18 protein-coding genes are annotated in these 21,328 nt (G+C 74.9%); 13 read left to right on the forward strand and 5 right to left on the reverse strand.

What is annotated here, in order from left to right; translation table 11 throughout:
- Window positions 1–37: 37 nt before the first annotated feature.
- Entirely contained in the window at window positions 38–187 is a 150-nt protein-coding gene (locus tag SMD11_RS35765) for a hypothetical protein (protein ID WP_199843784.1), read from the reverse strand.
- 457 nt (window positions 188–644) lie between these two features.
- Between SMD11_RS35765 and argC the strand changes: the two genes are divergently transcribed.
- The 5 genes from argC to SMD11_RS03030 all read left to right on the forward strand — a co-directional run bounded on the left by argC (window position 645) and on the right by SMD11_RS03030 (window position 5,572).
- Window positions 645–1,673, forward strand: a complete 1,029-nt coding sequence (gene argC / locus SMD11_RS03010) for an N-acetyl-gamma-glutamyl-phosphate reductase (protein ID WP_087924930.1) — start codon at window positions 645–647, stop codon at window positions 1,671–1,673.
- Between the two features lie 44 nt (window positions 1,674–1,717).
- Window positions 1,718–2,581: an acetylglutamate kinase gene (gene argB, locus SMD11_RS03015; RefSeq protein WP_234366336.1), complete on the forward strand. Its 864-nt coding sequence runs from the start codon at window positions 1,718–1,720 to the stop codon at window positions 2,579–2,581.
- Complete coding sequence (locus tag SMD11_RS03020; protein ID WP_087924931.1) at window positions 2,578–3,795, forward strand: acetylornithine transaminase; 1,218 nt, start codon at window positions 2,578–2,580, stop codon at window positions 3,793–3,795. Before argB ends, SMD11_RS03020 begins: the two co-directional genes overlap by 4 nt.
- A gap of 98 nt (window positions 3,796–3,893) precedes the next feature.
- Window positions 3,894–5,279, forward strand: a complete 1,386-nt coding sequence (locus SMD11_RS03025; protein ID WP_087924932.1) for a lysine N(6)-hydroxylase/L-ornithine N(5)-oxygenase family protein — start codon at window positions 3,894–3,896, stop codon at window positions 5,277–5,279.
- An 83-nt stretch (window positions 5,280–5,362) separates the two neighbouring features.
- Window positions 5,363–5,572, forward strand: coding sequence for an MbtH family protein (locus tag SMD11_RS03030; RefSeq protein WP_087924933.1), 210 nt, complete (start codon window positions 5,363–5,365; stop codon window positions 5,570–5,572).
- Between the two features lie 90 nt (window positions 5,573–5,662).
- Here SMD11_RS03030 and SMD11_RS03035 read toward each other — a convergent pair whose 3' ends face one another.
- On the reverse strand, window positions 5,663–6,517 hold the full coding sequence (locus SMD11_RS03035; protein WP_087924934.1) for a helix-turn-helix transcriptional regulator: 855 nt from the start codon (window positions 6,515–6,517) through the stop codon (window positions 5,663–5,665).
- 217 nt (window positions 6,518–6,734) lie between these two features.
- Between SMD11_RS03035 and SMD11_RS03040 the strand changes: the two genes are divergently transcribed.
- Entirely contained in the window at window positions 6,735–7,871 is a 1,137-nt protein-coding gene (locus SMD11_RS03040; RefSeq protein WP_087924935.1) for an alkene reductase, read from the forward strand.
- A 414-nt stretch (window positions 7,872–8,285) separates the two neighbouring features.
- Window positions 8,286–9,233, forward strand: a complete 948-nt coding sequence (locus SMD11_RS03045) for a tectonin domain-containing protein (protein ID WP_234365865.1) — start codon at window positions 8,286–8,288, stop codon at window positions 9,231–9,233.
- A 55-nt stretch (window positions 9,234–9,288) separates the two neighbouring features.
- On the opposite strand, the gene SMD11_RS03050 is transcribed toward SMD11_RS03045, so the two are convergent.
- Window positions 9,289–9,738: a nuclear transport factor 2 family protein gene (locus tag SMD11_RS03050; RefSeq protein ID WP_159395202.1), complete on the reverse strand. Its 450-nt coding sequence runs from the start codon at window positions 9,736–9,738 to the stop codon at window positions 9,289–9,291.
- Window positions 9,739–9,886: 148 nt separating this feature from the next.
- Here SMD11_RS03050 and SMD11_RS03055 point away from each other — a divergent pair, with 148 nt between their 5' ends.
- The 5 genes from SMD11_RS03055 to SMD11_RS03075 all read left to right on the forward strand — a co-directional run bounded on the left by SMD11_RS03055 (window position 9,887) and on the right by SMD11_RS03075 (window position 17,972).
- Window positions 9,887–10,768: a LysR family transcriptional regulator gene (locus SMD11_RS03055; protein ID WP_159395203.1), complete on the forward strand. Its 882-nt coding sequence runs from the start codon at window positions 9,887–9,889 to the stop codon at window positions 10,766–10,768.
- Between the two features lie 184 nt (window positions 10,769–10,952).
- Window positions 10,953–11,384 (forward strand): VOC family protein, encoded by a 432-nt coding sequence (locus SMD11_RS03060; RefSeq protein ID WP_087924938.1) that lies wholly within the window; start codon window positions 10,953–10,955, stop codon window positions 11,382–11,384.
- 116 nt (window positions 11,385–11,500) lie between these two features.
- A complete protein-coding gene (locus SMD11_RS03065) occupies window positions 11,501–12,382 on the forward strand; it encodes an NAD(P)-dependent oxidoreductase (RefSeq protein ID WP_087924939.1) in 882 nt (293 codons plus the stop codon).
- A 152-nt stretch (window positions 12,383–12,534) separates the two neighbouring features.
- Window positions 12,535–14,829 (forward strand): Rv1355c family protein, encoded by a 2,295-nt coding sequence (locus tag SMD11_RS03070; protein ID WP_087924940.1) that lies wholly within the window; start codon window positions 12,535–12,537, stop codon window positions 14,827–14,829.
- Between the two features lie 143 nt (window positions 14,830–14,972).
- The gene (locus SMD11_RS03075; protein WP_234365866.1) at window positions 14,973–17,972 is read left to right on the forward strand and encodes an AfsR/SARP family transcriptional regulator; all 3,000 of its coding nucleotides are present in this window, start codon (window positions 14,973–14,975) and stop codon (window positions 17,970–17,972) included.
- A gap of 31 nt (window positions 17,973–18,003) precedes the next feature.
- On the opposite strand, the gene SMD11_RS03080 is transcribed toward SMD11_RS03075, so the two are convergent.
- Entirely contained in the window at window positions 18,004–18,888 is an 885-nt protein-coding gene (locus tag SMD11_RS03080) for a TauD/TfdA family dioxygenase (RefSeq protein ID WP_234365867.1), read from the reverse strand.
- 1,003 nt (window positions 18,889–19,891) lie between these two features.
- On the opposite strand from SMD11_RS03080, the gene SMD11_RS03085 reads away from it, so the two are divergent.
- Window positions 19,892–20,869: a helix-turn-helix transcriptional regulator gene (locus SMD11_RS03085; protein ID WP_087924943.1), complete on the forward strand. Its 978-nt coding sequence runs from the start codon at window positions 19,892–19,894 to the stop codon at window positions 20,867–20,869.
- A gap of 86 nt (window positions 20,870–20,955) precedes the next feature.
- Here SMD11_RS03085 and SMD11_RS03090 read toward each other — a convergent pair whose 3' ends face one another.
- Window positions 20,956–21,279: an antibiotic biosynthesis monooxygenase family protein gene (locus SMD11_RS03090; RefSeq protein WP_087924944.1), complete on the reverse strand. Its 324-nt coding sequence runs from the start codon at window positions 21,277–21,279 to the stop codon at window positions 20,956–20,958.
- Window positions 21,280–21,328: the final 49 nt, after the last annotated feature.

Here is a 21,328-nt window from a genome sequence, read left to right on the forward strand (position 1 = left end):
TCCACGACCCACCCGAGGTGAAGCGTTCAGCGGCTGTTCAGGAGATACAACCGGTCTTGGCAACGCTGATGCAGCCGGACTTCGCCACGCTGATGCAGCCTTCCTTGGCGGAATTCTGCGCGGAATTGGCGGCGACCCAGCCACGCCAGACACTGTCCTGGGCCATCTTCTGGATGAGCTTTTCCATTTCGGACCTCCGAATGGTGAGGGAAGCGGCGGGGAGTTGAGCTCTGCGCCGCGCTCAGACCGTAAAGGCCTGGCCAAGGATGTGTCAACGATTGATGATTTGACGATTACTCACACCGGCCGTACGGCCGGGAGTTGACGGGCTCCCCGCCTCGCGAACCCCGCGCGGATCGCGGGCGCCGCACGGCGGAATTCCTCAGTCCGGTCGACGCCCGGAGAGGGATGAGCGGTGCGGGACGGACCCCGCACCGCCCGTGCGGCACACATCCCCCGCGGCCCCGCGGCCCCGCCGGGCAGCCTCCAGGGCCACCGGAAGCAGGCCTTCAAGCGTCGATTTCTCGTCACGGAGGGGGTGAATGCTCAAGATCCCCGCCAGGGAACTTAGGGTAGGCTAAGCTAACTTCCAGCGGCCGCCGGCGCGCCCTGGAATGCCTAGAAGAACGCGAAAAGGGACAAACATGACCTTGCGGGTGGCTGTGGCGGGCGCGAGTGGCTACGCCGGGGGTGAGATCCTGCGGCTGTTGGCCGACCACCCCGAGGTGGAGCTTGGCGTGATAAGTGCCCATACGAGCGCGGGCCGGCCCCTCGGGGAGGTGCAACCCCACCTGGCCGGAGAGGCCGACAGGGTGCTGGCGGAGACCTCCGCGGAGTCGCTGAGGGGGCACGACGTCGTCTTCCTGGCCCTGCCCCACGGGCAGTCCGCCGCGCTCGCCGGCCAACTGGGCGAGGGCACCCTGGTGATGGACTGCGGCGCGGACTTCCGGCTGCGCCGGGCCGCCGACTGGGAGCGCTTCTACGGCACACCCCACGCCGGCACCTGGCCGTACGGGCTGCCCGAACTCCCGGGCGCCCGGGAGGCGTTGAAGGGCGCCTCGCGCGTCGCCGTACCGGGCTGCTACCCCACCGCCGTGACGCTCGCGCTGTACCCCGCGTTCGCCGCGGGACTGGTGGAGCCCGAGGCCGTGGTCGTCGCGGCCAGCGGCACCTCGGGGGCCGGCCGGTCGGCCAGGCCGCACCTGCTCGGCTCGGAGGTCATGGGCTCGGTGAGCTCCTACGGGGTCGGCGGCGTCCACCGCCACACACCGGAGCTGACGCAGAACCTCTCCGCCGTGGCGGGCGAGGCGGTGACCGTGTCGTTCACCCCCACCCTGGTGCCCATGGCGCGCGGCATCCTGGCCACGTGCTCGGCGCGGGTCCGGCCGGGGGTGACCGAGGAGCGCATCCGCGCCGTCCACGAAGCGGCCTACGCCGACGAGCCGTTCATCAGGCTCCTGCCGCCGGGCCAGTGGCCCTCGACGGCCGCCGTGCTCGGCTCCAACTCGGCACAGGTGCAGGTCACCCTCGACGCGGACGCCGGGCGGCTGGTGGCGGTCAGCGCGATCGACAACCTCACCAAGGGCACCGCCGGCGGCGCGGTGCAGAGCATGAACGTCGCCCTCGGCCTGCCCGAGGGCCTGGGCCTGCCGAAGAACGGCGTGGCGCCGTGACGGCCGCCGACGGCCGGATCGGGAACTCCCCCGCCGGCACCGGCATCGAGGCCCTCCCCTGGCTCCGGCACTACCGGGGCCGGACCGTCGTCATCAAGTTCGGCGGCAACGCCATGGTGGACGAGAAGCTCAAGGAGGCCTTCGCCCAGGACGTGGTGGCGCTCCGCCGGGCGGGGCTGCGCCCGGTGGTCGTGCACGGCGGCGGCCCGCAGATCAGCGCGCTGCTGGAACGGCTGGACCTGGAGGTGCGCTTCACGGCCGGGCTGCGGGTCACCACGCCCGAGACCATGGACGTCGTACGGATGGTGCTGGCGGGTCAGGTGCAGCGGGAGCTGGTCGGGCTGATCAACGCGCACGGACCGTACGCGGTCGGCATGACCGGTGAGGACGCGCACACCATGACGGCCGTGCGACGGCCGGCCCGGGTGGACGGCGAGCTGGTGGACATCGGGCTGGTCGGCGACGTCGTCCGGGTGGACCCCGACGCCGTGCGGGCGCTGCTCGACGACGGCCGGATCCCGGTGGTCTCCCCGATAGCCCGGGGCGGCGACGGCGAGGTCTACAACATCAACGCCGATCTGGCGGCGTCCGCGCTGGCGGTCGCCCTCGGCGCGGAGAAGCTGGTGGTGCTCACCGACATCGCCGGGCTGTACGCGGACTGGCCGCGCAGCGAGGAGGTCGTCGAGCGGCTGACCGCGAGCGAGCTGGCCGGGCTGCTGCCGGGCCTGACCGGCGGGATGGTCCCGAAGATGGAGGGCTGTCTGCGTGCCGTGCGGGAGGGCGTGCGCACGGCACAGGTCCTCGACGGGCGGGTGCCGCACGCCCTGCTCCTGGAGGTGTTCACCGACGGGAACACCGGAACCACGGTCGTGCCCGACGCGCCGGCCGACGAGAGGAACGTGTCATGACGGGGGACGCCGGCGTGGCGGAGGACGTGCCGCGGGACGCGACGAGCGGCGGCACGCGGCTGACCGAGCGCTGGCGCGCGGTGATGATGGACAACTACGGCACCCCGCCGCTGGCGCTCGTCCGGGGCGAGGGCAGCACGGTGTGGGACGCCGACGGCAGGGCGTACACGGACCTCACCGGCGGCATCGCGGTGAACTCCCTCGGGCACGCGCACCCGGCGGTGGTCGGGGCCGTGGGCCGGCAGGTCGCCCGGCTGGGGCACGTGTCGAACCTGTTCGTCTCCGAGCCCCCGGTGCGGCTGGCCGAACGCCTGCTGTTCCTGGCCGGCCGGAAGGGCCGGGTCTACTTCGCCAACTCCGGTGCGGAGGCGGTCGAGGCGGCCTTCAAGATCGCCCGGCGGACCGGCCGGCCGCACCTGGTGGCGACCGAGGGCGGCTTCCACGGCCGGACCATGGGCGCGCTGGCGCTGACCGGTCAGCCGGCCAAGCAGGATCCGTTCCGGCCCCTGCCCGGCGGGGTCTCGCACGTGCCGTTCGGCGACGTGGCGGCCCTGCGGGCGGCGGTCACCGAGGACACGGCGGCGGTGTTCGTCGAGCCCGTCCAGGGTGAGGCGGGCGTCCTGCCGGCCCCCGAGGGGTATCTCCGGGCCGCCCGCGAGATCACCCGGGCCACCGGCGCGCTGCTGGTCCTCGACGAGATCCAGACCGGGGTGGGACGGACCGGCCACTGGTTCGCGCACCAGGCGGTCACCGGCGTCGACCCGGACGTGGTGACGCTGGCCAAGGGGCTGGGCGGCGGGCTGCCGATCGGCGCGACGCTCGCCTTCGGCCCGGCGGCCGGGCTGCTGACGCCGGGTCAGCACGGCTCGACCTTCGGCGGCAACCCCGTCGCGTGCGCGGCCGGCCTCGCCGTCCTGGAGACGATCGCCGCCGAAGGGCTGCTGGACCACGTCAAGCGGATGGGCGAGCGGCTCCGGCAGGGCGTCGAGGAGCTGCGGCACCCCCTGGTGAGCCGGGTCAGAGGGGCGGGGCTGCTGCTGGCCGTGGTGCTCACCGAGCCCGTCGCCGCGCGGGTGCGGGCCTCGGCGCAGGACGCCGGCTTCCTCGTGAACGCCACCGGCCCCGACACCCTGCGGCTGGCCCCCGCGCTGACGCTGGGCGACGGCGAGGCGGACGCGTTCGTCGCCGCCCTGCCGGGGATCCTCGGCCACTGACACACACCCCGGAGCACCTCTGCCGGCGCCACCCGCCGCACGGAGGAAGGGATCCGGGAACCCTCCGCACACCGGGCAGCACCGAGAAGGGAACGAGCATGCCGGAACGGCACGCGCACACCGCACACGAAGGCGCCTCAGCGCCCCACGACCTGGTCGGCATCGGCTTCGGCCCGGCCAACCTCGCCCTGGCCATAGCGGCCGCGGAACACGGCCGGGCCGACCCCGAGGGCGCGATACGCGCCGCGTTCGTGGAGCGCCAGGAGCACTTCGGCTGGCACCAGGGGATGCTCCTCGAAGGCGCCACCATGCAGGTGTCCTTCCTCAAGGACCTGGCCACCATGCGGGACCCCGGCAGCCGCTTCACCTTCCTGCGCTACCTCCACGAGCGCGGCCGGCTCGCCGACTTCATCAACCAGAAGAGCTTCTACCCCACCCGGATCGAGTTCCACGACTACTTCCACTGGTGCGCCGCGGAGTTCACCGACCGGGTGGCGTACGGGCACACGGCCACGGCGGTACGGGCGGTGGAGTCCGCCGGGACGGTCGACAGCGTCGAGGTCGTCACGCGCGCGGTGAACGGGCCGTCCGACGACCGCGTGCTGCGGACCCGCAACGTCGTCGTCGGCACCGGCCTGCGGCCCCGGCTGCCGGAGGGCGTCCGCACCGGCGCGCGCGTCTGGCACAACCAGGAGCTGCTCTTCCGGGCCACCGAGCTCAAGGAGCGCCCGCACCGCCGCTTCGTCGTGGTCGGCGCCGGTCAGTCCGCCGCCGAGACCGCCGACTACCTGCACCGCACCTTCCCCGACGCCGAGATCTGCGCCGTCTTCTCCCGCTACGGCTACAGCCCGGCCGACGACAGCCCCTTCGCCAACCGCATCTTCGACCCGGCCGCCGTGGACCACTTCTACGACGCCCCCGAGGACACCAAGCGGGCACTCCAGGGCTACCACGCCAACACCAACTACTCCGTGGTGGACGGCGAGCTGATCGAGCAGCTCTACCGCACGGTCTACCAGGAGAAGGTCGCCGGGGTGGAGCGGCTGCGCATCCTCAACACGACCCGCCTCACGGCCGTCGAGGAGCTGCCCGACGGCGCCCGCGCCGTCGTCCGGCCGCTGTCCGGCGGCGAGGCGTACACGCTGGACTGCGACGCGGTGGTGCTCGCCACCGGCTACCGCCCCACGGACCCCCGCGAGCTCTTCGGCGACCTGGCCGGGGAGTTCCTCACCGACGACCAGGGGCGGCTGCGGATCGGCCGCGACCACCGGGTCATGACGACCGACCGGGTCCGGGCCGGCGTCTACCTCCAGGGCGGCGTCACCGAGCACACCCACGGCATCACGTCGACCCTGCTCTCCACGCTCGCCGTGCGCTCCGGCGAGATCCGCGACTCGCTGCTGCTGCGGCGCGCGGAACGGGACGTACGGGCGCGGCTGGAGGCCGAGGCCGGCGACGGTGTCACGGCCGCGCACACGGGCTGAACCGGCCGGACCCCGGCTTCCCTCCCACCATTCCTGACCACCTATCAGAATCTGACACGGAACGACGAAGGAGCACCACAGCCATGGCCGCCACCAACCCCTTCGAGGACGACGACGCCCGCTACTACGTCCTCGTCAACGCCGAGAACCAGCACTCCCTCTGGCCGGCTTTCGCCGAGATCCCCGACGGCTGGACCGTCGCGCACGGCGAGGACTCCCGCGAGGGCTGCACCGCCTACGTGGACGCCCACTGGACGGACCTACGGCCCGCGAGCCTGGTCGCCCAGGCCTGAAAGACCCGGCAGGTCCCGCGCGGAGGGCCGGTGGAGGACATCCTTCCACCGGCCCTCCGGCCTGCCGGGCACAAGAACGGGGGAATCCGTTCAACCCGCGGTGACGGACTCCCCCGCCGGGCGCGGTGCCGCCGCCGCGAGCCGCTCCAGCGCCCGGTGGTCCGGCGTGCCGGGCGCGGCGGTGTACACGACCAGGCGCAGCGCCGAGCCCACGGCCTCCAGCACGTCGCAGTCGAGGGTCAGCCGCCCGGCCTCGGGGTGCTCGACCGTCTTGGGCTGCGACGCGCTCGCGGCCACGTCGGTCCTCGCCCAGGCCGCGGCGAAGGCCGGGCTGCGCTCCAGGAGTTCGCCGACGAGCGCGCGCGGGAGCGGGTCGTCCGGGAAGCGGCCGAGGCTCGCGCGCAGGTCGGCGACGGCGTAGGCGTGGAAGGCCGCGGCCTCGGCGGCCGTACGGACCACCCGGGAGGGTCCGCCGGTGAAGTGGCGGCGCAGGACGTTGCGCTCGCCGTCCTCCCCCGACGCGTCGTCGCCGAGGAGGGCGACCGCCGGCGGGTTGGCCAGCACGACGTTCCAGGCGCGGTCGATGACCATGACCCCCGCGTCGTGCAGGCGGTCGATGACGCGGTGGAGTCCCGGCGTGACCCGGGTGGCCGCGGCGCCGTCCGCCGGGGACGCGTGCCCGGCGAGCCGGAAGAGGTGGTCCCGTTCCTCGCCGCTCAGGCGCAGGACGCGGGCCAGCGGCCCGAGGACCGAGGCGGAGGGCCGTCCCGCGCGGCCCTGTTCGAGCCGGGCCAGGTATTCGACCGAGAGCCCGGCCAGGGTGGCGACCTCCTGGCGGCGCAGCCCGGGGGCGCGCCGGCGCGGCCCGGCCGGCAGGCCGGCGTCGGCGGGCGCCAGGCGGTCGCGCCAGGCGCGCAGACAGGCGCCCAGGTCGGTGGGGTTCATGACCCCATTGTGGCGTGCGCGATCCCGCTGAGGGTCGCCCTGCCCGTACCAGGATGATCCCGGCCCTCGTCCCGGCCGGCCCCCGCTCCCACGATGGGCGAAGAGCACGGGAGCCCGCCGACCGCGGTGGCTCGCCCGTGCTCGTACCCCACCGCTCCGGTACGGCTCCGGTTCCGTACCGGCCGATCCGGTGCCGCCCGATGAGGAGATACCCGCCATGAACACGATCCGGTCGACCGCCTCCGTCCAGCCGCTGCTGCGCCGGGCGGACCTCGGTGACCTCCGGTTGCCCAACCGTGTGGTGATGGCCCCGGTGACCCGGGCCCGCGCGACCAACGCCGGGCTGGTGCCGACGGAGCTGCACGCCGCCTACTACGGGGAGCGCGCCACCGCCGGGCTGATCGTCACCGAAGGGACCTGGGTCAGCGAGCGGGCGATCGGCTTCACCGACGTGCCGGGCGTCTACAGCGCGGAGCAGGTCGCCGGGTGGCGGCGGGTCACCGACGTCGTGCACGCCCTCGGCGGCCGCGTCGTGCTCCAGCTCTGGCACACGGGCGCCGCCTCCCACCCGGACCACCTGGGGGGCGAGTTGCCCGCGGGGCCGTCGGCGGTCGACCCGCGGGAGAGGTCCTTCACCCGGGACGGGTTCAAGAACACGGTCACCCCTCGGGAGATGACGGCCGCGGACATCACGCGCACGGTCGCCGAGTACGGGGCCGCCGCGGCGAACGCCCGGCGGGCCGGGTTCGACGGGGTCGAGGTCCAGGCCGTCGGGCCGTTCCTGATCCCGCAGTTCCTCAATCCCCGGCTGAACCGGCGTACCGACGCGTACGGGGCGGGCGCGGCGGGCCGGCGGCGTCTGCTGTGCGAGATCGTCGACGCGGTCGCCGCCTCCTGGGACGGGCGGCGCGTCGGCGTGCGGCTGTCGCCGTACTGGGACACCGGCGACCGTTTCACGGCCGACGGGCGGACGCTCGCGGACTACGACGCGCTCGTGGCGGAACTGGGCGAGCGCCCGGTGGCGTACCTGCACCTGCGCGGCCGGGACCTCGCCGTGCCGGGCGGTAACCCCGACTTCGGGGCGTTCGCGCGCTACCGGCGGCTGTTCGGCGGCCCGCTGATCGCGAACCTGGGGTTCGGCCGCGAGTCCGGGAACGCGGTGGTCGAGGCGGGCATCGCCGACGCCGTCTCGTTCGCCACGCACTTCATCGCCAACCCCGACCTCGTCACCCGGTTCGCGATGGGCCGCGCCCTGGCCGCCGGCGATCCGGCCACGTACTACACCGGCGGGGCCTCGGGCTATGTCGACCAGCCCGTGAGCGGGACGGGATCCGCGCCGGCCGGCCGGGGTTGAGGGCCTGGGGCGACAGCGCCCCTGGTGCCGACGCCCCCGCGGGCCGGGTGCCGGGCGAGGCACGGCCGAAAGCCGGGGTGTGCTGTGCGGTGGGGCCGTGTACGTTGCGGGCGATGTCGCGGTGGCGAGAGCGTCCCGCACCTTTTCGAAACGGCTCGCGCCGGTGCTCCGACGCACGGGTGAGCCCTGTTCAGATCCGCCACCGCGGCGCGAAGACCGGGGCGTCGGCGACGACGCCCCGGGCCCATGGGTTCCGTTTTCCGGACAGGAAGGGCTGTGCGCATGCGGAAGCGACTGCGCGAGAGGTTCAGACGGATCGGCCGGACGACCGGCGTACCGGGTGTCAGGGGTGCGCCTTCCCTCGCGGGCCGTCCGCGAGGAGCGAGTACGAGCGGTGGGGGCGGCGCCCGCCGGGTGGGCCGCGCGTTGGCGGCCGCCGTGGTGGGGGCGCTGCTGGTGGCCGCACCGGGGCTCGCGCTGCCGGGGGCGGCCGCGGCGGATCCGAGGGCGGCCACCGTCTTCGGTTCGTCGATCGCCGCGGCCCGCAACGCCGACGGGCGGCTGGAGCTGTTCGGGACGAACAGCGGTGACGCGATCTACCACCGTTCGCAGAACTCCATCGGCGGCTCCTGGAGCCCCTGGTCACAGTTCGACGGGGCGCTGCGCGCCGTCGCCTCCGAGACGAACGCCGACGGGCGCGTGGAGCTGTTCGGCGTCAACGGCGGCGGCGCCGTCTACCACCGCTGGCAGACCTCGCCCGGCGGCGCCTGGTCCGGCTGGGAGCAGTTCGACGGCGCGCTGACCTCGATCGCCGCCGCCCGCAACGCCGACGGACGGCTGGAGATCTTCGGGGCCAACAGCGCCGGGAACATCTATCACCGCTGGCAGACCTCACCGGGCGGCGCCTGGTCCGGGTGGGCGCAGTTCGACGGCGGGCTGACGCAGGTGGCGGCCGAGACCAACGCCGACGGCCGCGTCGAGCTGTTCGGCGTCAACAGCGGCGGCGCCATCTACCACCGCTGGCAGACCTCGCCCGGCGGCGCCTGGTCCGGCTGGGAGCAGTTCGACGGCGCGCTCGCCTCGATCGCCGCCGCCCGCAACGCCGACGGACGGCTGGAGATCTTCGGGACGAACAGCGGTGGCGGGATCTACCACCGCTCGCAGAACTCCATCGGCGGCCCCTGGGGCGGCTGGGCGCAGTTCGACGGCGGGCTGAGCCAGGTGGCGGCCGAGACCAACGCCGACGGGCGCATCGAGCTGTTCGGTGTCAACAGCAGCGGCTACCCGTACCACCGCTGGCAGACCTCCGTCAGCGGCGGCTGGTCGGGCTGGGCGCTCTTCGACGGCCTGCTGAGGGGCTGAGGTGACGGCGGCCACGGCGGCCCGCCCGGGGCCGCCGTGGCCGTACGTCCGCCCGTCAGACGCCGCTCAGGCCGAGGCCGAGGTCGCCGGTGTGGGCGCGGGCCAGTCCGAGCGAGTCCTCGAAGATGCGGTACGAGGTGATGCGGCCGTCCGCGACGGTGAACCGCATGACGAACTCGTCGTCCAGTACCTGCCGTGAGACGTGGAACCGGTAGCGGAAGCTGCCGTGGACGTAGACCGTCCCGTCGCCGGTGTGGCTGTGCAGGACCTCGAAGGCCAGCGGCTCGGCGGCCTCGAACAGCGGGGTGAAGAAGCCCTCGGGGAGGGCGTCCCGGCCGTGGCGTTCGCCGGTCCAGGGGACGATCGCGGGGTCGCCCGGGATCGTCCAGGTCGCGTCCTCGGCGATCAGGGCGAGCAGGCCGCCCAGGTCGCGGGTGCCCAGGGCGGCGAAGAAGGCGTTGACGGTGGGGTCGGCGGTGGGTCCGGTCCCGAGGGGCGTGGTCACGGCGGTTCTCCTGACGGGGGGTGGTCGGGGCGAGGAGCCGTCCGGGGCGGACGCTCCGGATCGGTGTGGTCCCAAGCGTCTCCCGGTTCCGGCGGGCTCAGGCCCTGGAGGCGTGTTCGGGTATCGTCCCCATGCCTGGGAGGCATGGATGGAGATTCGTCTGCTCGCGTACGTGGTGGCCGTCGCCGAGGCGGGGTCGATCAGCGCGGCGGCCCGGCGGCTGCACCTGACGCAGCCCACGCTGAGCCGTCAGCTGAGGGATCTGGAGCGCCGGCTGGACGTCTCGCTGTTCGCCCGGGAGGGCCGGGGGCTGGTTCCGACGCCGGCCGGGCTGGCGCTCGTCGAGCGGGCGCGCCGGGTGCTGGCCGAGGCCGAGGGTGCCCTGGAGGACGTACGCCTGGCCGCGCGGGGCGAGGCCGGCTCGCTCACCGTCGCCTTCGCCGGCTCGGGCATCAACGGCCCGCTCGGCCCCGCGCTCGCCCGGTTCCGGCGCGAGCTGCCGAAGGTGTCCCTGCGCCTGGTGGAGAGCTTCAACGACGAGGAGATGTCGCAGGGTGTCCTGGACGGCGCCTTCGACGTCGCCGTCCAGCGGCTCCCCCTGCCCGACCGGAGGCTGGCCACGCGCGAATGGTGGCGGGAGCCGCTCACGCTGTACCTGCCGCAGGGCCACCGGCTGGCGCAGGGACCGCGCCGCCCCTTGCCGGCCGCGCCGCCGCGCCTGCTCGGCGAGATACCGCTGGTGCTGTGGCCCCGGGAGGTGTCCCCGCCCTCGTACGACGAGATCATCGCGCTGTGCCACGGCGCGGGGGTGGTGCCACGCGTGGGGGCCGAGGGGCGCAGCGTCCAGACGGTGCTGGCGCTGGTGGCCGCCGGGTTCGGGGCCGCGGTGCTCGCGGACTCGATGCGGGTGCTCCGGCGGGTCGGCGTCGTCCCGCGGCCGGTCGAGGGCACGGCCACCGTCCAGCACCTGGTGTGGCGGGCCTCGGACGAGAACCCCGTGCTGGCGCGGTTCCTGGGGACGGCCGGGTGAGCGGGCGCGCCGCTCGCACACGTGCGTACCGGAAGGGCGTTTCGACGTGCGGAGCGGCCGCCTTGTGCGCGACGGTGGACCAGCGGCCCCGGTGCCCGCCCGGCCGCGCGCCGCGCGGTCCGCGGCTCGCGCCGAGGGTGATCCGTCCGCCCGCATCCGCTCACGCGCCCCGAGGAGACCCGCCATGAACTGGACACTCGAAGTCGTCCCGGTCCCCGTCACCGACATGGACCGGGCGAAGGCGTTCTACGCCGACAAGGCCGGTTTCAGGGCCGACCTGGACGACGAGGTCGCCCCCGGCGTCCGCATCATCCAGATGACGCCGCCCGGCTCGCGGTGTTCGATCGCGATGATCCAAGGGCTGCCCGCGGGACCCGGCGGCAAGGAAATGGCGCCGGGCACGCTGCACGGGCTCCAGCTCTGCGTCACGGACATCGAGGCGGCCCGCGAGGAGCTGGTGGCCCGGGGCGTGGACGTCTCCCCGGTGCGGCACGTCGGCGCGACGGGCTGGGAGGACGGCAAGGGCGACACCTGGAACTCGTTCATGTCCTTCGAGGACCCGGACGGCAACGGCTGGGTCGTCCAGGAGGCCCCGTCGGAGCTGTCGGAGCGCTGAGGAACCCGGTGGTACGGGCCCGCCCGTACCCACCGGCGTGTCCTCGTGCCGGGGCGTGCCGGAGCGCTCCGGCACGCCCTTGACCTGGAGCGCACTCCAGCGCCTACGGTCGGGGCATGTCAGACAACACCCCCTCGGTGGCCGTCCTCGGCACCGGCATCATGGGCTTCCCGATGGCCCGTAACCTCGCCCGCGTCGGGCTGGACGTGCGCGCCTGGAACCGTGGCCGTGCGAAGGCCGCGCCGCTCGCCGCCGACGGTGTGCGCGTCGCGGACACGCCCGCCGACGCCGTGCGCGGCGCGGACGTCGTGCTCACCATGCTCTTCGACGGGCCCGCCGCCCTGGACGTGATGCGGGACGCCGCCCCCGGTCTGCGGGCCGGTGCCGTGTGGGCGCAGTCGACCACCGCGGGCCTCGACGGGTTCGACTCACTCGCCGCCTTCGCCCGCGAACACGGCCTCGTCCTCGTCGACGCGCCCGTCCTGGGGACGAAGCAGCCGGCCGAGGAAGGCAAGCTCACCGTCCTGGCCGCCGGGCCCGAGGAGGCGCGCGGCACCCTCTCCCCCGTGTTCGACGCGATCGGCGGGCGTACGGTCTGGGTGGCCGACGAGGCGGCCGGCGGTGCCGCGACGCGGCTCAAGCTCGTCCTCAACAGCTGGGTGCTCACCGTCACCCACGGCGCCGCCGAGGCGCTCGCCCTCGCCAAGGGCCTCGGCGTGGACCCGGCCGACTTCCTGGCCGCCGTCGAGGGCGGCCCCCTGGACATGGGCTATCTGCGGGCCAAGTCGCGGCTGATCCTGGACGGCGGGCTCACCCCGCCGAGCTTCGCCACCGCCACGGCCGAGAAGGACGCCCGGCTGATCGTCGCGGCGGGGGAACGGGCCGGGGTGCGCCTGGACGTGACGGCGGCGGGCGCCGAGCGCTTCCGCCGGGCCGCCGAACAGGGCCACGGCCAGGAGGACATGGCCGCCTCGTACTTCGCCAGCTTCGACGACTGAACCGGGAGGACCGGGGCGGGGGCGACGGGCGTACGGACCGGAGCGCGTCGCTCAGCTCTTCCCCTTCGTGACGGCCGCCGCGATCGCGGCGGCCGTAGAGTCCGGGCGTTCGTGTGCGGCTACGGCTCCCGGGGAGCCGACGGAGGTTTCCGATGAGCTTGGACATACGTATGAACGCCCTCGCCGAGGCCACGAGGGACACGGCCGTCTGGCGACCGACGCTGTTCGCCCCGGGCGACCCCGTCGGGCGGCGCGCGCTGGAACGGCTCCTGGACGGTGGCGCCGTGACGGCCGTCCGGGACACGGTGCCCGAGCAGGTGGAGGAGCTGCTGACGGCGCGCCGGCCCGGCTGGCGGCCCGGCGCCGGCGAGCCGGCCTCGGCGGTGCGGGACCACCTGGGCGGCCGGTCACCGGCGGAGTACGGCCGCTGGGCGTGGTACCCGTGGTCGGGACGGCTCGTGCACGTCCTGCCGGCCGTGGAGTTCCGCGAGCTGCGGCGGTCCCGCAACCAGTACAAGATCACGGCGGCGGAGCAGGACCTCCTGACGGGGAGGACCGTCGCCGTGCTCGGTCTCTCCGTGGGCGCGGCCGGCGCCGTCACCCTCGCCCAGGAGGGTGTGGGGAACAGGTTCCGGCTCGCCGACTTCGACCGGCTGTCCCTGTCGAACCTCAACCGGCTCCGTGCCTCGGTGGCGGACATCGGCGTGCCCAAAGTGGTGATCGCCGCACGGCAGATGTACGAGCTCGACCCCTATCTGGACATCGAGGTGTGGCCGCGTGGCCTGACCGAGGACAACATCGACGCGTTCCTCACCGGCGGCGGCCACGCCGATCTCCTCGTCGAGGAGTGCGACGACCTGTACGTCAAGGTCCGTGCCCGGGAGCGCGCGCGGGCCCACGGCATCCCGGTGCTGATGGAGACGAACGAGCGCGGCATGCTGGACGTGGAGCGGTTCGACCTCGAACCGGACCGTCCGCTGCTGCACGGACTCCTCGACGGGGTGGCGGCGGCCGGTCTCCAGGGGCTCACGACCCGTGAGAAGGTGCCGTACGTCCTGCGGATCCTGGGCCAGGACCGGCCCTCCGAGCGCTTCGTGCCCTCCCTGGTCGAGATCGGGCACACCCTCTCCTCGTGGCCGCAGCTGGCCTCGGGGGTGGCGCTGGGCGCCGCCCTGGTCACCGACACCGCCCGCCGGATCCTCCTCGGGCAGTTCACCGCCTCGGGGCGCTACTTCGTCGACCCGGGGGAACTGGTGCGCGACGGGACACAGGCTCCCCTGACCCCGGCCGGGCCCGCCCCCGCGCCCGTACCCGGGCCGGCTCCGGAGCCGCTCCTCCTGCCCGGCCCCGGCGACGTACTCGGCGAGGAGGGGATCCGCCGCCTCGTGGCCTTCGGGACCCGGGCCCCCTCCGGCGGCAACCGCCAGCCCTGGCGGTTCGTGGCCCGCGGTCATGTGCTGCACTGCCGCACCGACGACACACAGCCCGCGACCCTGCTCGACTTCGGCGAGAGCGCCACCCATCTGGCTCTCGGGGCGGCGGTGGAGAACATCCGTCTCGCGGCCGGGGCCGCCGGATGGGCCTGCCGCGTGCGCCCCTTCCCCGACCCGGCCGATCCCGGGCTGGTCTGCGAGCTGGTGTTCTCCAGGGCCGGCGGCGTGCCCCGGCCGCCGCTGGCCGACTGGATCGAACGGCGTGTCACCAACCGCGGACCCGGCCCCGGCGTCCCGCTGGCCGGCCGGCACGCCGAGGAGCTGGCGCGTTGCGCGGCCGGCGGCGGGGCCCGGCTGCACCTCGTCACCGACCGCGACCGGATGCGGGAGATCGGCGCCGTCCTGGGGGCCGGTGACCGGCTGCGGATGCTGTCGCGGCGCATGCACCGGGAGATGATGGACGAACTGCGGTGGGACGCCCGGGAGGCACGGCGCACCCGGGACGGCATCGACCTCGCCACCCTCGAACTCGACGCCACCGACCTCGCGGGCATGTCCGTGGCCCGGCACTGGCCCGCCCTCGCGTTCGTCCGCGGGGTCGGAGGGGGCGGGGGCTTCGAGGAAGGCGCCCGCAGGAGCGTCGCGGCCTCCTCGGCCGTCGGCTGCCTGACCGTTCCCGGCACGACGGCCCGGGACCACTTCGACGGCGGCCGCGCGACGCAGCGGCTCTGGCTCACCGCCACGTCCCTGGGTCTCGCGTTCCAGCCGGTCACCTCGCTGCTCTACCTCTTCGCCCGCGTGGAACGGGGCGGCGGGGCGGGGCTCGACGCCGACGAGACGTCCGCCCTGCGGGCTCTTCGCACCCGGTTCTCCCGGGTCGTCCCCCGCCGGCCCGGCGAAGCCGAACTCCTGCTGTTCCGCCTCTCCTACGCCGGTCCGCCCACCACCCGCTCGCTGCGCCGTGACGTCTCCTCGGTCCTCGACTTCGAGGAGGAGCCCGGAGGAGAACGGTGAGCGGGCCGGTCCTCGGGGACGCGGGATCACGCCGACCGGCCGATTATCGGACGTACATTCCAGGAGGCATATGATCGGACCGGATCCGTCGGGACCGGGGGACGGGACAGGGGGAGACGTCAGAAGTGCCCGTGCCGCACCAGGTGACTCGCATCCGTCTGCTCGGGCCCGTCCAGTACGTCTCGGCCCGGGGGACGGCCACCCGCCCCGGCGCGCCCGGGCCGCAGGCCGTGCTCGCCGCCCTGGCGCTGCGCGCGGGAAGCCTCGTGACCATCGACGAGCTGATCGACGGTCTCTACCACGACGACCCCCCGTCCACCGCCCGGCGCGTGGTCGTCAACTACGTGCACCGGCTGCGGACCCACATCGACCGGGTGGACCCGGCGGAGGAGACCGCCGGTGAACGCCCGTCCGCGGTCCTCGGGACGACCGACGACGGCTATGTGCTGCGGCTTCCCGAGGAGTGCGTCGACGCGCTGCGGTTCGGCCTGCTCACCGCGCGGGCCAGGCACCACGCCCGCAACGGCGACCCCGCGGCCGCCGCGGCCGCTCTGGCGGAGGCGCTCGGCATGTGGCAGGGGCCCGCTCTCGCCGGGCTGCCGGGGCCCGGCGCCGAGGACCACCGCCGCGCGCTCAACGAACAGCGGGCGTCCGCGGTGGAGCACCACCTGGAGCTGCTGCTGGAGTGCGGGCGCAGCGCGGAGCTCGTACCGGACATCCTGCGCGCGCTGGAGGCGTACCCGTACCGGGAGCGGCTGCACGGCGCGCTGATGCTGGCCCTCTACCGCTCCGGGCGCGGGGCCGAGGCGCTGCTGGCCTACGACGACGCCCGCAGGGTGCTCGCGGACGAGCTCGGCGTCGACGCGGGCCCCGCCCTGCGGGAACTGCACGCCGCCATCCTGGCGGAGGACCAGGCTCTTCTGGCGGGCCCCGGGGGCCGGGCGCTCCTCGCCGGCCCCTCCCCGGCGGAGGAGGGCGCCGCGGCGCCCGCTCCGGTGCGGCCGGGCGTACCGGATCTCCCGGCGCCCGCCCAGCTCCCGCCCGCGCCCTACGACTTCACCGGCCGTCAGGAACAGCTCTCCGCGCTGGTCGCCGCGCTCACCGGCGGCGCCGAGCACGCCGTCGCGGTCATCACGGGCATGGGCGGGGTCGGCAAGACCACGCTGGCCCTGCGCACCGCGCACACCGTCGCCGCCGGCTACCCGGACGGCCAGCTGTACGCGAACCTGCGCGGCCCCGACGGGGCCCCGAGCGACCCGGCCGCGGTCCTGACGGGCTTCCTGGCGGCGCTGGGCGTCCCGCACGAGCGTTTCCCGGCGTCGCTCCCCGACCGCACGGCGCTGTTCCGCACCCTGCTGTCGCGGCGGGCCGTCCTGGTCGTGCTCGACAACGCCACCAGCGTGACGCAGGTCGAACCGCTGCTGCCGGGCGCGGCCCGGTGTGCCGTGCTGATCACGGCGCGGGCCCTGGCGGCGATGCCCGCCACCCTCACCGTGCCCCTGGTGGGCATGGGGCCCGACGACGCCGTGGAGCTGATCGGCAAGGTCGCCGGTGCCCGCCGGCTCGACGAGGAGCCGGACGCCGTCGCGGCGCTGGCGGCGGCCTGCGGGCACCTGCCGCTGGCGCTGCGCGCGGCCGGTGCCCGGCTGGCGGCCCGGCCGGCGTGGAGCGTCGCCACGCTGCTGGAGCGGGTGTCGGACCAGGCCCGGCTGCTCGGGGAGCTCCGGGTGGGCGAGCTGACGGTCGAGGCCGTCTTCGAGCTGTCGACGTCGCAGCTGCCGCCCCGGCAGGCCCGCGCGTTCATGGCGCTGTCGATCCCGCACTACGCGGAGTTCGACGTCAAGGGCGCGGCCGCCGTCCTCGACCTGCCGGAACAGGACGCCGAGACGGTCCTGGAGGCGCTGGTCGACGCCGTGCTCCTGGAGACCCGCGCGCCGGGCCGCTACCACTTCCACGACCTGGTCGGCGCGTACGCGCGGGCGAAGGCGCGGGCGGAGCTCACCGAGCGGGAGCGCCGTACGGTGGTGCGCCGCGCGGCCGACTACATCTGCGCGAGCGTCGTGGCCGCGGTCCGGGCCTCGCAGCCGCTGGCCGGTCCGCTGACCGCCGAGATCCACCCCCGGCGGTCGGCCGGCGCGGACGTGGGCACCGGGCACGACGCGATGCTGTGGGTGCGGGGTGTGCTGCCCACGGTCGTCGCGGTCGTCGAGCAGGCGGCCGCCAGCGGCGACCCGGACGCGGTGGCGCTGGCCGTGGACACCGTCACGCTCGTGCCCTGTTTCGAGGACATCGTGCCGCTGGGGTCGTTCGCGCAGGCCGCGTCCGCCCTGGTCCCGGCCGCCGTGGCGCACTGCCGCGGTGACATCGCGGGCACCGCCTACTACGCGGCGGGCGTGGTGCTCCAGAAGCACTCCTCCCCCGAGTCCCTGCACCGCTCGCGGGCGCACCTGCTGCGGGTCCTGGACACCTTCGGGGACACCCCGGCGCCGGGCGGCGGCCCCCGCCCCTTCCTGCTGGTGCTGTTCTCGCTGGCGATGCTCGCCCAGCTGGAGCTCCAGTTCGGGAACTTCGCGGCGGCCCGCGCCTACGCGGAGCGGTCGGTGGCCGTGGCGCGGCTCAGCGGCGACCGGGAGCTGGTGGCGCGGCGGCGCACCCTCCTGCTCCAGGTCGAGGTCGAGGACCCGGACCGGCGGATGGACCTGACCGGGATCGCGGCGCAGTGCCGGGAGCTGTCGGGCGTCTTCACCCGGAGCGAGGACGAGAAGTGGCTCATCAGGATGCTGATGACGGAGGCGGAGAGCGTCCTGCGCGGCGGCGGGCACGCGGAGGCCGCCGGGCTGTACCGCCGGGTGCTGGAACGCGCCCGGGACAGCGGTCACGCCCGTAACGAGACGGAGTGTCTGTTCCGGCTCTCCGAGGCGCTCCTGGCCACCGGTGACACCGTGGGCGCCCTCGGCACGGCGCGGGACGCCGTGGCCGGTGCCCGGCTGGCGCAGGAGCCTCTGCTGACGGCGCACAGTCAGCGGGCTCTCGGGCTGGCCCTGCGGGCGGTGGGCGAGGAGCCGGAGGCCGCGTCGCACCTGGAGCGGGCCGAGGAGCTGTACCGGGCGCTGCGCGGGCCGTCGGGGGCGGCGGAGGTATGACGCGCCCCGACGGCGTGCCGGCTCCTCGTCGTCACGCCACCATCCTCATCGGTACCGGGAGGGGCGCGGCGGCGGGCGCCACGGTGGCCCGGCAGTCGGCGAAGGTCGTGGGGGCGCCCGTGGCGACCACGATCCGGCGGTCGCCGCGGAAGGGGTCGCGGCCGTGCGCGCTGCGGATGTTGTCGACGAGCATCAGGTCGCCCGGCTCCCAAGCGCGGCGGACGGTGGCGGCCTCGTAGGCGGCGCTGATGGTGTAGAGCTCGCCCCGGGTGAGGGGGAGGCCGTCGCCGAAGCCCGTGTTGAAGGGCAGCCCGCCGTGGCCGAGCTCGTCGACGAGGATCTCGCGGACCTTCTCGTCCAGCGCCCACTCGTTCCAGAACGCCATGTGGTTGAACCACACCTCCTCGCCGGTCTCCGGGTGCCGGACGACGCCGGGGCGCAGGCCCCGGGTGCGGAGGCTGCCGTCGGGGCGCCAGTCGCAGGAGACGAGGTCCTCGGCGCAGCGGCGCTCCACCTCGGCCGGGGAGTCGGTGGCGAACGCGGTCCGCCAGTCGGCCGAGAGGCGGTCGGAGTACGTGCGGGTGAGCAGCCAGCCGTGCGTCCGCATCCGCTCGACCAGGTGCGAGGGGAGGTAGCGCAGCACGGTCCGGCAGTCGGCGACCGGGGTGGCGCCGCCCTGCTCGGGTGCGCTCAGGCAGCCGAAGAGCAGCAGTCCGGGGAAGGTGGGGGCGTAGCTGTCCTCGTTGTGCGTCCGGATCGGCTCGCCGGCCGGGAGGTTCGTGGCGGAGTGGAGGCCGTGGCCGAGGTCGCCGCCGGGCGTGACCGTCTCCAGGCGCGGGGTGCGCTGAGGTATGAGCACGTCCCTGACCTGTGCGAACGTCTCCACGCTGTGCACGGGCAGGCCGCGGATGTACACGGCGCCGTGCTCGCGCAGACCGGCGCGGAGCGCGTCGTGCGCGGCGGCCAGCCAGTGCAGGGCCTCCTCGACGCCGGGCTGGTGGGGGCCACGAGGGTGGCGGGCCGGCCGGGCCCGACGGACCAGTGGAGGTTCACCGGTGCCCGCCCGTGGCGCGGTGGCGGAGGCCGGCGGCGGGTGCCGGACGGCGCGTCAGATGATGCCGGGGCCGGGCCGTACGGGCCGGCTGCCGCTGTTCGGACATGGGGGGTCTCCGGGTCGGGTCGGTCTGGCGGGAACGGGTGGGGCACCGGTCCTATTCGGGGCGGACGGCGTGGACGCTCCAGTCGCGCAGGAGCGGGGACATGGCCAGTGCGCGGCGGCAGATGCCCAGGGCGGCGGCCCCGGCGACCGCCTCGGGGGTGCCGCGGTGAAGATCCCCAGGTGGAGGCGGCCGGGAGAGCAGCGGATGCTGATGTGCTCCAGGCGGTCCTCGGCGACCGCCGCGAGCCACAGCACGTCGGTCACCTGTGCTCCGTCGAGCACTTGACAGGCCCTGGTGCCGGTGGCGGCCAGGGTGATGACGGTCATTCGCATGGTCGGAAGGCGCGCGTCAGTCCCGGATCACAGCGCTCGTACCCGGCCGGAGGGCCGGGGTCTGCCGGACGGCGGTGGCCGGAGCGGCCGGTCTGCCGGGGACGCGGGTGCGGACTGCCATGGGAGACGCCTTGTCTGGTCGGGCCGGCCGGGCTGCCGGAGCCGCCGGGCCGGCCGGCGGTGCTGCCGGAGCCGTTCGGGTCGCCGGCGCTTCCGCGCCGTCCCGGTGGTCACCATCCTGGTCGGTCACCCCGGGCCGGGGGAAGCGGTTCGGGCCGGTCCAAACCGTCCAGGCCGGTTTGTGCCATGTGCCGGCGGCGCGGAACGGGCGCCCGGAGCGGCGTCCCCCGCGTGTTGATCCGCTGTTGACCGGGCCCGCGCAGACTGACCGGCACGGGGGTGCTTGTCGCACGAGGAAGGGGTACGCATGTTGGTGGCACTCGGTCTGGAGACGACGGACGAGGCGGTCTACCGCGAGATGCTGGAGTCCCCGGCCCTGGGGGTCGAGGAGATCGCGGTCCGGCTGGCGACCACCCCCGGCCGTGTACGCGCCTGTCTGGACAAGCTGTTCGAGCTGCGGCTGGTCCAGGAGTCCTTCGAGGCGCCCGGCCGCTTCCTGGCGGTGGAACCGGCCATGGGCCTCCAGCGGCTGCTGGCCCGGCAGCACGCCGAACTGATCGAACGGCAGCGGCAGATGGCCGACAGCCAGGCCTCGTTCCTCCGCCTGTTCGCCGGTACGGGCGCCCGCCCCTCCCCCGGCGACGGCGTCGAGCGGCTGGAGGGCATGGACGCGGTGCGGCGGCGGCTCCAGGAGCTGACCCGCGACGCGGTCCGCGAGGTGCTGACGTTCATGCCCGGAGGCCCTCGGTCGGCGGCGGTGCTGCGGGCCGCCCGGCACAACGACGGGCAGGCACTGGAGCGCGGGGTGGCGATCCGCGTGATCGGCCCGGAGGGGGCCCGCGAGGACACCGCGACCCTGGGCTACGCGCGGTGGCTGACCGGGCAGCGCGGCGAGTTCCGCACCGCGGCGAGCCTGCCGCCGCGGATGGTCCTGGTCGACGGGGCGACGGCGCTGATCCCCCTCGATCCGGAGGACACCCGCCGGGGCGCCCTGTGCCTGTCCGGCCCGGCCCTGCTGGCCCCGCTCCTCGCCCTCTTCGAGCAGACCTGGGAACGGGCCGCTCCGCTGGGGCCTCCCGGTGACGGGACCGCCCACTCCCTGTCCGACCACGAACGCGCGCTGCTCGCCTACATCGCCCAGGGGCACACGGACGAGTCCGCCGCCCGGCAGCTCCATGTCTCACCGCGCACCGCCCGCCGCACGATGGCCTCCCTGATGGACCGCCTCGGCGCCCGCAGCCGCTTCGAGGCGGGCCTGAAGGCGGCGCGGCTGGGCTGGCTGTGAGCACGGCGGTGCCGGCGGGCCGTCCCGGCCCCGGAGAGGGACGGGGTCACGGCGCGGCGGCGCGGTGACCCCGCCGGCCCGGGGCGTCAGTCGTTCCCGGGCGTCGCGTGCTGGACGACCTCGAAGGCCATCAGCTTCGACCCCGTGGCCGCCGGCTTCGGCCGCTCGCCGTCGCCGCCGCCCTGGTGCCCCTGCCGCATCGTGCCGTTGAACCAGTTCTGGTAGTCCTCCTCGCTGCGCCAGCGGGTGTAGACGAAGTAGTCGTCCGTCCCGTCCACGGGCCGCAGCAGCTCGAACCACTCGAACCCGTCCGCGCCCTCCACGAGGCCGGCTCGCGCCGCGAACCGCTTCTCCAGGAGCTCGCGCTGGTCGGCGGGGACCGTCAGGACGTTGATCTTCACTACGCTCATGCCCCCATGGTGCCCGATGCCCGTGGCGGGCGAGGCGGCAGGGGCGGCA

It is taken from the genome of Streptomyces albireticuli, from assembly GCF_002192455.1.
GTDB classification, from domain to species: domain Bacteria; phylum Actinomycetota; class Actinomycetes; order Streptomycetales; family Streptomycetaceae; genus Streptomyces; species Streptomyces albireticuli_B.